Origin of the sequence: Clostridium sp. Cult2, from assembly GCF_021655075.1 — a bacterium.
In the GTDB taxonomy this organism is placed as follows: Bacteria; Bacillota; Clostridia; order Tissierellales; family Tepidimicrobiaceae; genus Schnuerera.
The window spans coordinates 1-14350 of record NZ_PPXX01000039.1; the positions used below are offsets into that span (position 1 = coordinate 1).

At 29.7% G+C, this 14350-nt stretch carries 17 protein-coding genes; all 17 read left to right on the forward strand.

The window, feature by feature from the left end; translation table 11 throughout:
- The first annotated feature begins 105 nt into the window (after positions 1–105).
- On the forward strand, positions 106–999 hold the full coding sequence (gene xerD, locus C3E90_RS04305; RefSeq protein WP_236914428.1) for a site-specific tyrosine recombinase XerD: 894 nt from the start codon (positions 106–108) through the stop codon (positions 997–999).
- A 10-nt stretch (positions 1000–1009) separates the two neighbouring features.
- Positions 1010–1828 carry a purine-nucleoside phosphorylase gene (locus C3E90_RS04310; RefSeq protein WP_236914429.1) on the forward strand — a complete coding sequence of 273 codons (819 nt, stop codon included), beginning with the start codon at positions 1010–1012 and terminating at the stop codon, positions 1826–1828.
- A gap of 14 nt (positions 1829–1842) precedes the next feature.
- On the forward strand, positions 1843–3168 hold the full coding sequence (locus C3E90_RS04315; protein ID WP_236914431.1) for a pyrimidine-nucleoside phosphorylase: 1326 nt from the start codon (positions 1843–1845) through the stop codon (positions 3166–3168).
- Between the two features lie 157 nt (positions 3169–3325).
- Positions 3326–4477, forward strand: coding sequence for a D-alanyl-D-alanine carboxypeptidase family protein (locus C3E90_RS04320; protein WP_336513008.1), 1152 nt, complete (start codon positions 3326–3328; stop codon positions 4475–4477).
- A gap of 114 nt (positions 4478–4591) precedes the next feature.
- Positions 4592–5185 (forward strand): site-2 protease family protein, encoded by a 594-nt coding sequence (locus C3E90_RS04325; protein WP_236914434.1) that lies wholly within the window; start codon positions 4592–4594, stop codon positions 5183–5185.
- Between the two features lie 13 nt (positions 5186–5198).
- On the forward strand, positions 5199–5948 hold the full coding sequence (locus C3E90_RS04330) for a segregation and condensation protein A (protein WP_236914436.1): 750 nt from the start codon (positions 5199–5201) through the stop codon (positions 5946–5948).
- A 3-nt stretch (positions 5949–5951) separates the two neighbouring features.
- Positions 5952–6497 carry an SMC-Scp complex subunit ScpB gene (scpB, locus tag C3E90_RS04335; protein ID WP_236914438.1) on the forward strand — a complete coding sequence of 182 codons (546 nt, stop codon included), beginning with the start codon at positions 5952–5954 and terminating at the stop codon, positions 6495–6497.
- A gap of 75 nt (positions 6498–6572) precedes the next feature.
- Positions 6573–7160, forward strand: coding sequence for a DUF2953 domain-containing protein (locus C3E90_RS04340; RefSeq protein ID WP_236914439.1), 588 nt, complete (start codon positions 6573–6575; stop codon positions 7158–7160).
- On the forward strand, positions 7114–7557 hold the full coding sequence (gene ytfJ / locus C3E90_RS04345) for a GerW family sporulation protein (protein WP_236914442.1): 444 nt from the start codon (positions 7114–7116) through the stop codon (positions 7555–7557). The genes C3E90_RS04340 and ytfJ overlap by 47 nt, the downstream gene beginning before the upstream one ends.
- A 50-nt stretch (positions 7558–7607) precedes the next feature.
- Complete coding sequence (locus tag C3E90_RS04350; protein WP_236914443.1) at positions 7608–8708, forward strand: D-alanyl-D-alanine carboxypeptidase family protein; 1101 nt, start codon at positions 7608–7610, stop codon at positions 8706–8708.
- A gap of 132 nt (positions 8709–8840) precedes the next feature.
- The gene (locus tag C3E90_RS04355; RefSeq protein WP_236914445.1) at positions 8841–9548 is read left to right on the forward strand and encodes a pseudouridine synthase; all 708 of its coding nucleotides are present in this window, start codon (positions 8841–8843) and stop codon (positions 9546–9548) included.
- 103 nt (positions 9549–9651) lie between these two features.
- A complete protein-coding gene (locus tag C3E90_RS04360; protein WP_236914446.1) occupies positions 9652–10065 on the forward strand; it encodes a hypothetical protein in 414 nt (137 codons plus the stop codon).
- Entirely contained in the window at positions 10055–10624 is a 570-nt protein-coding gene (locus C3E90_RS04365; protein ID WP_236914447.1) for a tRNA (mnm(5)s(2)U34)-methyltransferase, read from the forward strand. Before C3E90_RS04360 ends, C3E90_RS04365 begins: the two co-directional genes overlap by 11 nt.
- 16 nt (positions 10625–10640) lie before the next feature.
- Entirely contained in the window at positions 10641–12038 is a 1398-nt protein-coding gene (locus C3E90_RS04370; RefSeq protein ID WP_236914448.1) for an oxaloacetate decarboxylase subunit alpha, read from the forward strand.
- 149 nt (positions 12039–12187) lie between these two features.
- The gene (locus C3E90_RS04375) at positions 12188–12382 is read left to right on the forward strand and encodes a 4Fe-4S dicluster domain-containing protein (protein ID WP_336513007.1); all 195 of its coding nucleotides are present in this window, start codon (positions 12188–12190) and stop codon (positions 12380–12382) included.
- Position 12383: 1 nt separating this feature from the next.
- Positions 12384–13526: a 2-oxoacid:acceptor oxidoreductase subunit alpha gene (locus tag C3E90_RS04380; protein ID WP_236914449.1), complete on the forward strand. Its 1143-nt coding sequence runs from the start codon at positions 12384–12386 to the stop codon at positions 13524–13526.
- 1 nt (position 13527) lies between these two features.
- Positions 13528–14349: a 2-oxoacid:ferredoxin oxidoreductase subunit beta gene (locus tag C3E90_RS04385; protein ID WP_236914450.1), complete on the forward strand. Its 822-nt coding sequence runs from the start codon at positions 13528–13530 to the stop codon at positions 14347–14349.
- The last annotated feature ends 1 nt before the right edge of the window (position 14350 follow it).

Here is a 14350-nt window from a genome sequence, read left to right on the forward strand (position 1 = left end):
TATTTTTAAGATTATTAGCAGATAATTTATAATAATATTTTTTAATAAGAAAATTTAAAAATTCTGCTAAATAAGTACATTACCAGTCAGTAAAGGAGAACCAGTATGTCAAAATCAATTTTAAATAGATACATAGATTATATTAAAAATGAAAAAGGTTTAACTTCTAATACTTTAGAAGCCTATATTAGAGATATAACTCAATTTAAAGATTATCTAACTAAAAATGGCATTAACGATGCTACTCGTGTTAATAAAACAGTAGTTATTACATATTTAATGTATTTACAAAAAGACGGAAAAGCTACTTCTACTATTTCAAGAAATTTGGCTTCTATAAGATGTTTTTATCAATATTTATTAAATAATAATTTAATTAAAGAAGACCCTACTTATAATTTACGCTCACCAAAACCTGAACGAAAGATTCCTAATATTTTGACAAAGGATGAAGTAGATATATTGTTGTCTCAACCAAGAGGCAATACTTTTAAGGAAGTTAGAGATAAAGCAATGTTAGAACTTTTATATGCTACAGGCATAAGGGTTTCAGAAATTATTGCTCTAAATGTGGACAACCTTAATTTAGAATTAGGATATTTATCTTTAGAAGAAGATAGTCAGAATAGTAGGATTATACCTGTAGGCAGTGTTGCATTAAAACATATAAATAAATATGTACACAGATATAGGGATGAAGTGCTAAAAGATGAAAAGCAAGGAGCATTGTTTTTAAATTATAATGGAAACAGATTAACTAGGCAAGGATTTTGGAAAATAATTAAAGAATATACTAAAAAGTCAAATATCAACAAAAAGATAACTCCCCATACTTTGAGACATTCTTTTGCTGTCCATTTACTACAGAATGGTGCAGATATTAAAACCGTTCAAGAAATGTTAGGACATTCAGATATATCTACTACTCAAATATATTCTTTTGCAATTAACAACAAAGAATTAAAAGATGTGTATCAAAAGACACATCCTAGAGCATAGGAGGGATTAGATGAATTATATGGAAAAAATCAACGAGGGCATAAGATTCATAAATGGAAAGTCAAAAATAAATCCAACTATAGGATTGGTACTTGGTTCAGGATTAGGCAGTTTAGGAGATAGGATTGAAAATCCAACAATTATTGAATATAAGGATATTCCTAATTTTCCATTATCAACTGTAGAGGGGCACAAAGGACAACTTATATTAGGTCAATTAGGTGGTAAAAATGTAATCGCTATGCAGGGTAGATTCCATTATTATGAAGGATATCCTTTATGGGACGTTGTATTTCCTATTAGAGTAATGATAGGGCTGGGAATCGAAAAGGTAATTGTGACTAATGCTGCAGGCGGCGTTGATGAAGAATTTTCCCCTGGGGATTTAATGATTATCAATGATCATATCAATTTTACAGGGCAAAATCCTTTAATAGGGAAAAACTTTGATGATTTAGGACCTAGGTTTGTCGATATGACTCAGGTTTATGATAAAGAACTCATATCAATAGCCAAAAGTGTAGGCAAAGACCAAGGAATACCCTTAAAGGAAGGTATATATATGTGGTTCACAGGACCAACCTATGAAACACCTGCTGAGGTTAAATTAGCCAGAATCCTAGGTGCTTCAGCTGTAGGTATGTCTACTGTACCTGAAGTAATAATAGCTGCCCATCAAGGAATTAAAGTGTTAGGCATATCCTGTATAACTAATATGGCAGCTGGAATATTAGATCAACCTTTAAAACATGAAGAAGTTATTGAAACCTCTTTAATGGTAAAAGATAAATTTGAAAAATTGGTAATGGAGATATTATTGAAAATTTAATTGGAGTGAAATAGATGAGAGTATATGATATCATAAAGAAAAAAAGGGATGGAGAAGAACTTAGCACTGAAGAGATAAATTACATTATAAATAATTATACTGATGGAAAGATTCCAGATTATCAAATTTCAGCCCTATTAATGGCAATTTATTTTAATAAGATGAATAAAAGAGAAACTATTGATTTAACAAGAGCAATGGTTGATTCTGGGGATAGGGTTGATTTATCAGGTGTTAAAGGATTAAAAGTTGACAAACACTCAACGGGAGGAGTTGGAGACACCGTAACATTAGTTTTAGGTCCTATGATAGCTGCTTGCGGTGTACCTTTTGTTAAAATGTCAGGCAGGGGATTAGGGCATACAGGGGGAACATTAGACAAACTAGAATCAATAAAAGGGTTTAGAGTTGAATTAAATAATGAGGAGTTTTTAAGAAATTCAAATGAATTAAATATTTCAATTTGTAGTCAAACGGCTAATATAACACCAGCTGATAAAAAATTATATTCTCTTAGAGATGTTACCGCTACAGTCGAAAACTTATCTTTAATAGCAAGTAGCATAATGAGTAAGAAGCTAGCTATTGGTTCTAACGCCATTATATTAGATGTTAAGGTAGGTAGTGGTGCTTTTATGAAGAATATTGAAGAGGCATTAAATTTAGCCAAGGAAATGGTAGATATAGGAGTGGGTTATGGCAGAGAAACTATTGCTTTAGTGACAAATATGGAAGAGCCATTAGGTAAGGCTATAGGAAATGCTTTAGAGGTAAAAGAGGCTATTGAAACATTAAAAGGCCATGGACCAGAAGATTTATTTCAGCTATGTCTGGAATTAGGAATAAAATTGTTATTGTTAGCTAAAAAAGTTGAGACTGAAGATGAAGGTAGAAAATTGTTAGAAGAGGTAATCAATTCTGGATTAGCTTTTAATAAATTAATCCAACTAGTTAAATATCAAGGTGGAGATATAAATCAGATTGAAAATCCTGAACTATTAGCTAAAGCAGAATATATTGTTGAAGTAAAAAGTGAAAAGGAAGGATTTGTTAAATCACTAAATGCTGAAGAAGTTGGGAAATGTGCTTTAAAATTGGGTTCAGGAAGAGAAACTATGGATTCAAGAATTGATTATTCTGCGGGAATTGTGTTAAACAAAAAAATTGATGATAAAGTTAATATAGGTGATACCTTGGCTTACATTCATACTAATGACTTAGCAAAAGGCAAAGAAGTTGAGGAAGATTTAAAAGGTATATATAGAATTGGAGAAAAGAATAATGAACCAAAAAAATTAATATACGGTCTTGTAACAAAGGATGATATTAATATATATTAATTAACATTAAATGGCTTATAACTCTAGAGTTATAAGCCATTTCAATTTGGAAAAAGAATATAGTATATTATTACTTTAAAAGAATAGTTTGTATAACTAGAGATTTAATGGACAATATAAAAGTAAACATTATATTTGAGGAGGTTATATGGTGAATATGAGAAGAATTTCAATAATTCTGCTATTAATAATTTGGTTTACTATACCATCAAATTCTTTTGCTGAAGACCAATTAAATATTAATGCTAAATCTGCTATACTTATGGATTACAATACTGGGGAAGTTATATATGAAAAAAACCCTCATGAAAAACTGCCTCCTGCTAGTATTAGCAAAATTATGACTCTTTTGCTGGGTATGGAAGCTTTAGAGACGGGGAAAATTAATCTATCGGATAAAGTAAGAATAAGTGCACATGCATCGGGAATGGGGGGGAGTCAACTATGGCTAGAGGAAGGAGAAATTCAAACTGTTGAAGATCTATTTAAATCTATAACCATAAGGTCTGCAAATGATGCTTCGGTGGCATTAGCTGAACATATAGCAGGAAGTGAAGAAATATTTGTCCAAATGATGAATGAAAAAGCAAAATCTTTAGGAATGAAAAATTCAAACTTCATGAATGCTTCAGGTCTTCCAGATGAAAATCACTATGTATCTGCATATGATGTCGCATTGATGTCAGCAGAGCTATTAAAACATAAATCCATTCATAATTGGCTAACTGTTTATATGGATGAGATTCTTGTAGGAAAAAAGAAAGATAAGGTACAGAGTTTGGTAAATACAAATCGACTTATCAAAGACTATGAAGGTACTACAGGTATTAAAACAGGCTCAACTAAAGAGGCAAAGTATTGTCTTTCAGCCTCAGCTAAAAGAGGGAATTTACAGCTTATAGCTGTTACAATGGGTAGCGAAACTTCTAAGATTAGATTTGAAGAAAGCATGAGATTATTGGACTATGGATTTGCAAATTATGATTCTATAACTTTGGGAAAAAAAGGAGATGTATTAGGGAAAGTACAAGTTCATAAAGGAAATATTCCATATATAGAAGTAATTTTAGAAAGGGACAGTTATATTCTTATATCTAAAGGGAAAGAAGGCAATATCAGTAAGGAAATATTATTGCCTGAATTTTTAGAAAGCCCAATAGAAGAAGGGCAGGAAATTGGTCATTTGATTATTAAGCTTGATGGTAATGAAGTAGATAAAATAAATTTAGTATCAAAGGTTGGCGTAGATAAAGCTGGACTGCTTCAAACGTTTAAGAAAACCTTAAAAAGTTTTTTAATAGATAAATGATTTAAACATTTATTTGTATTTTATATTAAAACATAATAAAATATAGTAAAGATTAATAAAACCTCGACTATTAAGTCGAGGTTCTAGTAATTCAAATTGGAAAGAGGTAAAACAATGGAATATGATTTCTTATATCGATTGCCAGGACTTTTAGTAGCAATAGTAATACATGAGTTTTCCCATGGTTATATAGCATATGTATTAGGTGATAATACTGCAAAAGAAGCAGGTAGATTAACTCTAAATCCTTTAAAACATTTAGATTTAATAGGCTTTGTATTTTTACTATTATTTAAATTTGGATGGGCCAAGCCTGTTCCTATAAACTCCAATAATTTTAAAAATAGAAAAAGAGATATGATAGCTGTATCCTTAGCTGGACCTTTTTCTAATTTTTTAATTGCCATCTTAATTAGTTTAATTATCTCTATGAATATTATTTCAAATTATATTCTAATCAATATTTTATTTATAATGTCATGGTATAATCTTATGCTGGGAATATTTAATTTATTGCCTTTTCCTCCATTAGATGGCTCAAAGGTTTTGGCTAGTTTGCTACCAGTTAAGTTTGAATATCTTTTCTACAAATATGAAAAATATTTGTATATAATATTAATTTTGCTAATTGCAACAAATACAATAAATGAAATTTTAAGTCCGATTATTGATTTTGGTTTGAATATACTGATTAAAATAATATTTTAATGGGAGTTTTTTTATGGAATATAAGATTGTATTAGAAACTTTTGAAGGTCCAATGGATTTATTGCTCCATTTAATAGATAAAGCACAGATTGATATTTATGATATACCTATTAATGAAATAACAGAGCAATATATTGACTACATAACGAAAATGGAAGAATTAGATTTAGATATAACTAGCGATTTCTTAGTAATGGCTGCTACTCTATTGGAGATAAAATCTAAGTTGCTTTTACCACAATCAAAAAATGAAAATAATGGGGAACAACTGCAAATGGAAGAAATAGATCCAAGATTAGAATTGGTCAAAAAATTAGTTGAATATAAAAAATATAAACTTGTATCAAATGATTTTCGTAATATGGAAGAGACACAAAACAAGGTGTATTATAAGCCTCAAGAAGATTTTTCATATTATATTTCTGAAGAAAAAAATTTAGAACATATGGATTTGAAAGAATTGGTAAAAGCTTTTAATAGTTTAATAGAAAAAAGAAAACAGATGAACATTTCTATTAAAATAAATGAAATCCAAAAAGAAGAGTATACCTTAGATGAATGCATTACAAAGATAAAAGAAACAATAAGTGAAAATAAAAAGATTAAATTTAGCACTTTATTAGGTGAAAATCCAAGTAAAAAAGAAATAGTTATAACATTTTTATCATTGCTTGAATTGATTAGAACTAAATATATTTCTATATATCAAGAAGATAATTTTGCGGATATAACAATTAGTAAGATTAGTAAAGAAGGTGTATAGATAATGGATAAGAGAGAGATAAAAGCAATAGTTGAAGCATTATTATTTATATGGGGAGAACCTTTGTCATTAAAGGATATATCAGATATTTTAGAAATAGAATCCAATGAGGTTAAAGAAATTTTAGATGAGATGATTGATGAATTCAATTATAATAGAAGAGGATTAAAAATAGTTAGAACAGAAAATTATTATCAATTATCAACTAGGCCAGAGCATCACCCTTGGATAAACAAATTAACCCAGGGAAAAAACTTCAAGAATCTCTCTAATGCAGCTTTAGAGACTTTATCAATCATTGCATATAGACAACCTGTAACTAGAAATGAAATAGAAGCAATTAGGGGGGTAAGATGTGATAAAGCAATAGAAACTTTATTAAACAAAGATTTGATTGAAGAAAAAGGAAGGTTGGAAAGAACTGGTAGACCGATAATATATGGTACAACAAATGAATTTCTCAGATATTTTGGACTAGAAGATTTAGATGATTTACCGCCTATTAAGGAATTTGAATTCAATGATGAAGATGAAAATTTGGAAGAATAATATAGATACCTGTATTATTCTTCTTTTTTATGGAAAAAATAAATAATAGAAAATCCAAAATATTAAGGTGAAAATATGAGATATTTCATAATTTTAACATTATTTATCATTATAATACTTTTAATATTACCAATTGAATTTATAGTTGAATACAAATATACAGGAGGTTACAGTAAATTAAATGTAAGAACCTCTTATCTATTTGGATTACTAAAACCTGAAATATATCCTTTTGACAAGGAAAAAAAGAGCAGACATGTTAATACTGGGTTTATAGCTAGAATAACATCTATACAGGATGATAATAGATTCAAAAAGTTTGTTGACATTATCTGGAACAAACTAGTTATTAAAGAGATTAATTGGGAAACTAAAATAGGTTTTAAAGATGCATATTTTGTAGGGATAATTTCTGGAAGTCTATGGTGTTTTAAAAGTATAATTACTAGTTTTCTGATGTCAAAAAAGGAAATTAAAAATTTATATTATAATGTTATCCCAATATTTGATGAGAATTACTTAGATATTTTATTTGACTGCATAATAAAAATAAGAATGGTTTATATTATAACTGTATGGATTTGGCTATTAAAATTAAAAAAAGGTGGTGAGAAAGGTGGCAGAACATCCAATAGAAGGTTTAATGAAAACTACAATGAATAGCTTAAAAGAAATGGTAGATGTAAATACTATTATTGGAGATCCAGTACAATCACCAGATGGATTGGTTATTATTCCAGTATCAAAGATTTCCTTTGGGTTTGCATCGGGAGGTAGTGAATTCAATAAAATCAAAAATTTAAAAGAGGATGGAAATAGTGAAGAGAAGCTTCCCTTTGGCGGAGGGAGTGGAGCTGGGGTTTCAGTACAACCTGTAGGTTTTATAGTAGCAGGAAATGATCAAATAAAATTACTAACTGTAGATGAAGGAAATACTGCCTTAAGTAGTCTATTTGATTTTATGACTAAATTAACTGATAATATCCAAAAGTCAATGTGCAAAGATAAAGGAAATTCTAAAGATATTGTGGGCATGGATAATACTGAAAAGATTAAATAAGAAGCAGAAGAGTTCTGCTTCTATTACTTTCTTTAAGAGGAGGTTTGTATTTGAAAATAAAATTCACATTTATCATCCTAATATTAATTTTACTCCCAGCCAAAGATTCATATTGTGAGAAACCAGGTATATCTGCTCAAAGCGCAATTCTTATTGATGCAAAATCAAAAAGAGTATTAGCTAGCTATAATCCTTATATTAAGTTACCAATAGCAAGTACTACAAAGATAATGACCGCATTAGTAGCATTGGGAAAAGGAGAATTGACCGATAAAGTTGAAATTGATAATAGGTCAGTGGGTATTGAGGGTTCTAGTATATACTTAGAAAAAGGAGAGATTATTACTTTAGAAGATTTATTATATGGCTTATTACTTAGATCTGGCAATGATTCTGCCATGGCCATAGCAAATTTTTTGGGAGAATACCAAGAGAAATATGTTAAAATGATGAATGAAGAGGCAAAGAAAATAGGTGCTGAAAGTACGAATTTTACAAATCCTCATGGACTACATCAGGATAAACATTATTCTACTGCATATGACTTAGCATTAATAACAGGAGAGGCTATGAAAATAGATAAATTCAAAGAAATAGTTAGTAGTAAATCCTGGATAGCAAATAGAAGTAAAAATAGTATATTTTATAATAAAAATAAGGCTTTGTGGGAATATGAGGGAGGGGATGGAGTAAAAACTGGATATACAACAAAATCGGGTAGATGTTTAGTAACTACTGCTACTAGAGATGATACTCAGTTAATAGCAGTTGTATTAAATGATAATAATTGGTTTAATGATTGTTATAAATTAATGGATTATGGATTTGAAAATTTTAATACTTATGTAATATGTGAAAAAGAACAATTTTTAAAAAATATTCCTATTTATAATGGAAAAAAAGATTATATATCTGCTATTTCAAAGGACACATTTTTGTATCCTCTAAGAGAAGAAGAAATTGAAAGGATTAAGATAAACATGAGTTTACCTGAAACAATAGAGGCACCAGTTATTAAAGGTGAAAAAATTGGTGATATAATTATATATTTAGATGGGCAGATTATTCATAAGGGAGAAATTATATCTAAAGAAAATGTAGAAAAGTTGAGTATAATAAGGAATTTCTTTAAGAAGATTAGAAATCAATAAGGCCTTAGGCCTTTTTTCTTTATATAATATATTTCCAAGGATAATAACCAATATAAAATTAGTAGAATTAGTTTTACAAATAAGACTATAAAGGCTAAAATAAATATAGTGAATACAAGGAGGCATAAATATATGAGATTGCAAAAATATATAGCACAATCAGGAATAACCTCTAGGAGAAAAGCTGAGGAACTTATTCTACAAGGTAAAATAAAAGTGAATGATAAGATTGTAAGGGAATTAGGAACAAAAGTTAATCCTGATGACGATATTATCAAGGTCAATAATAAAACCATAAAACTAGAAAAAAACAAAATCTATATAATGTTAAACAAGCCTGAAGGATATGTTACAACACTAAAAAGTCATTATAACGACAAAATAGTGTTAGATTTAATCAATGATATTGATGAAAGAATTTTCCCTATAGGCAGGCTTGATAAAGATACTTCTGGATTATTACTTATGACTAATGATGGAAACTTAGCTTTTAAATTATCTCACCCTAGATATGAAATATTGAAAAAATATTTGGCTTTAGTAGAAGGAGTTCCCAATGCAAAAAAATTAAATAGATTTAGAAAGGGTTTAATGATTGATGGAAAAGTGACATCGAAAGCTTATATTAGGATTGTTAAAAAATATAAAGATACTTCACTATTAGAGATATCAATCCATGAAGGTAGAAAAAGACAAGTAAGAAAGATGTGTGAATATATTAGACATCCTGTAGTAAAACTCAAAAGAGTAGCAATAGCTGAGCTAGAACTTGGAAATCTTGATTTGGGTAAATGGAGACATTTAACTGAAAGGGAAGTTAAATATTTAAAATCTATTTAAAAGTATAAAATTTCTATAAAAATTCAATCCTATATTGAGCTTTATTTTTAGTCAGCTATCAATTATAATTAACATATGGATAATACATGGGAGTGGTAAAAATATGCTGACTCTACGTCAAATAGAAAATGATGACTATTCAAAAATCAATAATATTTTGAAGGTCTATGAAATAAAAGATGATTTATCTAAAGGCATAATATATGTATTGGAGAATAAAAGTGATATTATGGGAGTGGGCAAAATATTATTGAAAAATGATTATGGAATTCTAAAATATATTGTTGTTAATGAAGATTTTAGAGGTTCTAACTTTGGAGATGCTATTCTAAGAGGGATATTTTTTAAAAGTCATAATATGGATATTAATACTATTTATTATAGCTATAATAACAAATATTTACTTAAAAAGGGTTTCAAACATAATAAAGAACATTTTTTAGATAAATACAAACTATATTTAAATATTGATGATTTTTTTAATAAATCTTGTTGTGGTGATATAAATGGGTTATAAATATTTTATTAATACAGTTGATTTGGCAAAGAAAATAATGAAGGGTTACGTGAAAATAGGGGATATAGTATTAGATTGTACTGTTGGAAATGGAAATGATACAATATTATTAGCACAACTAGTAGGAGAGAAAGGAAAAGTTTATGGATTTGATATACAGACTATAGCATTAAAAATAACAAAAGAAAAATTAATTGAAGAAAATTTAGCAAATAGGGTAACTCTAATAAAAGAGGGCCATGAAAATATTGATAAATATATTTTTGAGAAAATAGATTTTGCTATATATAATTTAGGCTATTTGCCTGGTGGTGATAAAAACATAATAACTAATATTGATACAACTTTAGTAAGCATAAAAAAATCTTTATCTTTACTAAATGAGAATGGGTTATTACTCATTACTTGTTATACTGGACATAAAGGTGGTTTAGAGGAAAAAGAAGGAGTAAAGGATTTTTTAAATAATCTTAATCAAAAGGAATATAATGTTCTAGAATTTAATTTTGTAAATCAGAAAAACAATCCGCCAGTGCTTTTTGGCGTTGAAAAACTATAAAAAGGAGGTATAAATAATGGCAGGTGTAAAAATTACAGATACCATTTTAAGGGATGCCCATCAGTCATTAATTGCTACTAGGATGAAAACAGAAGATATGTTACCTATAGCAGACAAATTGGATAGGGTTGGTTTCCATTCCCTTGAAGTATGGGGAGGAGCAACCTTTGACTCCTGTTTAAGATTTTTAAATGAAGATCCTTGGGAAAGATTAAGAGAGTTAAGAAAGGCTTTTAAAAATACGAAACTTCAAATGTTATTAAGAGGTCAAAACCTCTTAGGTTACAAGCATTACGCAGATGATGTTGTAGAAGAATTTGTTAAAAAATCTATTGAAAATGGTATAGATATTATACGTATATTTGATGCATTAAATGATCCAAGAAATATTAGAAAGTCAATAGAAGCAACAAAGAAATATGGTGGTCATGCACAAGCAGCTATTTCTTACACAACAAGTCCTATTCATAATAATGAATACTATATTAAGTTAAGCGTTGAAATGGAGAAAATGGGAGCTGATTCTATTTGCATTAAAGATATGTCTGGAATACTAATGCCATATGAAGCTGAAAAGCTAGTGAAAGGATTAAAAAAGAACATATCTATTCCAATTCAAATTCACTCCCATTTTACTAGTGGGATAGCAAATCAAACCTATATGAAGGCTATTGAAGCAGGAGCAGACATTATAGATACAGCTATATCACCTTTAGGTATGGGAACTAGTCAGCCAGCAACTGAATCTATGATAGCCTCACTCCAAGGTTCACCATATTACCCAGATATAAATATGGATTTATTACTTGAAATTACAGAATATTTTAAAGAATTAAGAGAGAGATATATAAAAGAGGGATTGTTAAATAATAAGGTGTTGAACGTAGATGTTAGAACTTTAAAATATCAAGTACCTGGAGGGATGCTCTCAAATCTTGTTTCCCAATTAAATACTCAAGGTGCCTTAGATAGATTTGAAGAGGTATTAGAAGAAGTACCTAAGGTTAGAGAAGATTTAGGTTATCCTCCATTAGTTACTCCTATGAGTCAAATTGTTGGAACTACATCCGTATTTAATATATTATTAGGAGAGAGGTATAAGATGGTTCCTACAGAGACAAAGAATTATGTAAAAGGTCTCTATGGAAAACCAGCAGTACCAATTAAAGAAGAAATTAGAAAAAAAATAATTGGAGATGAGGAAGTATTTACGGGAAGGCCTGCAGATTTAATGGAGCCAGAACTAGATAAGATAAGAGAAGAAATAAAAGAATATATTGAACAAGACGAAGATGTATTAACTTATGCTCTATTTCCACAAGTAGCTATTGATTTTTTTAAGTATAGACAAGCTGAAAGATATAAAATTGATATAAATTTATTAAATGAGGAATTTAAAACTTATCCTGTGTAAACAAGCCTTGAGGCTTGTTTTTTTGCCTAATTATGAAACAAAACTTGCATATTTAATAATAATAATTAAATAATGAAATAAATCTTGCATAATTCTTCTATCTTTGATATTATAATAGTAGAAATTATCACAATAAGGGGGATGAGACATTGAAGACATTGGATAAGCTCAATGTTGAAAAAGAATTGTGTAAAGGTTGCGGCATATGTGTTGCTTTTTGTCCAAAAAACGTATTAGAAATAAAAAATGAAAAAGTAGTTATTAAGAATTTGGACGCTTGTATTCAATGTGGCCTATGTGAATTAAGATGTCCTGACTATGCTATTTATTTAGGAGGTAAGTAATATGCCTGAAAAAATTATAAAGTTGATGCAAGGTAATGAAGCTTGTGTTGAAGGTGCAATAGCTGCTGGAATGAATTTTTATGCTGGTTATCCAATTACACCTTCAACAGAAATAGCAGAGCTTTCAGCGGCCAAATTACCTAGAAAAGGCGGTAAATTCATTCAAATGGAAGATGAGATTGCAAGTATTAGTGCTACTATAGGTGCTTCATTAGCCGGAAAGAAATCAATGACTGCAACTAGTGGACCTGGTTTTTCACTAAAACAAGAAGGTATTGGATATGCAATTATATCAGAGGTGCCATGTGTTATTGTAAACGTACAAAGAGGAGGCCCAAGCACTGGATTACCTACTTCACCAGCACAAGGAGATATTATGCAAGCTAGATGGGGAACTCATGGAGATCATTCTATAATTGCTTTGTACCCATCTACAGTAAAAGAAATTTATGATACAACAATAAGAGCTTTCAATTTGGCAGAAAAGTATAGAACCCCAGTTATACTATTAATGGATGAAGTAATTGCTCATATGAGGGAAAAAATCGAAATACCTATAGGGGAAGCAGTTGAAATATATAATAGAAAGAAACCTACATCTAGAGAGAAAGATTATTTGCCATATGAAGTAAAAGAAGGAGATATTGTACCTGAAATGGCAAGTTTCGGTGAAGGATATAGATTCCATGTAACTGGTTTAGTTCATGGTGAGACAGGATTCCCTACTAACAATAATGTGATTGCTGAAAAATTAATTACAAGATTAGTTAAGAAGATTGAAGATAATGTAGATGATATAGTGACATATGAAGAATACAGATTGGAAGATGCTGATGAAGTAATCATTGCATATGGGGCAACTGCTAGGCCGGTAAAATCAGCTATTGATTTATTAAGAGAAGAAGGTCGGAAGATAGGCATGTTTAGACCGATTACCATTTGGCCCATAGCAGAAAAACAAATAAATAATGTAGCAAAAAGAGTAAATAGAATTTCAGTTATAGAAATGAACATGGGACAATATTTCTTAGATATAGATAGAAATGCAGGTAAGTATACTAAAGTCGATAAATATGGTCGGGTTGATGGAGAGTTAATTACCCCAGAAGAAATCATCTCTTTTATTAAAGGCGGGAGGGATTAAATTGCCAAGTCAATTAGTTGAAAAATATTATAGAACAGAGAGTTTACCTCATATATGGTGTCCGGGATGCGGAAATGGAATAGTAACTAGAGCTATAGTAAAAGCTATAGATAATCTTGGATTAAAACAGGATGATGTTTGTATTGTTTCTGGTATTGGGTGTTCTTCTAGGGCTTCTGGTTATTTGGACTTTAATACTATACATACAACCCATGGGAGAGCATTGGCTTTTGCAACAGGTATAAAATTTGCAAATCCAAAGTTGCATGTAGTTGTAATTACTGGTGATGGAGATTGTGCTGCCATAGGAGGCAATCATTTGATTCATGCAGCAAGGAGGAATATAGATATAACAACTGTTGTATTTAATAACAATATCTACGGAATGACAGGAGGTCAGTATTCACCAACTACACCAACAGGTGATAAAGGAACTACAGCACCTTATGGCAATATAGATGCAAACTTTGATTTATGTGATTTAGCAAAATCTGCAGGAGCAACCTATGTAAGTCGAGCCACAGTATATGGTGCAAATATGATTATTAAACAAGTTGAAGAGGGAATTAAAAACAAAGGATTTTCATTTATTGAAACTTTAACTATATGCCCAACCTATTATGGAAGAAAAAATAAAAAAGGTGATGTTGTTGATATGATGGTGAATTTAAAGGAAATTGCAGTAAATAAAACAGCATATGAAAAACTTCCAGAGGGAAAGCGTAAAGATAAAATTATTGTAGGTGAACTATATAAAGGACAAAGACCGGAGTATACTGATGAATATAATAAAATAATTGAATCTTTTAACGGAGGGATTTAAA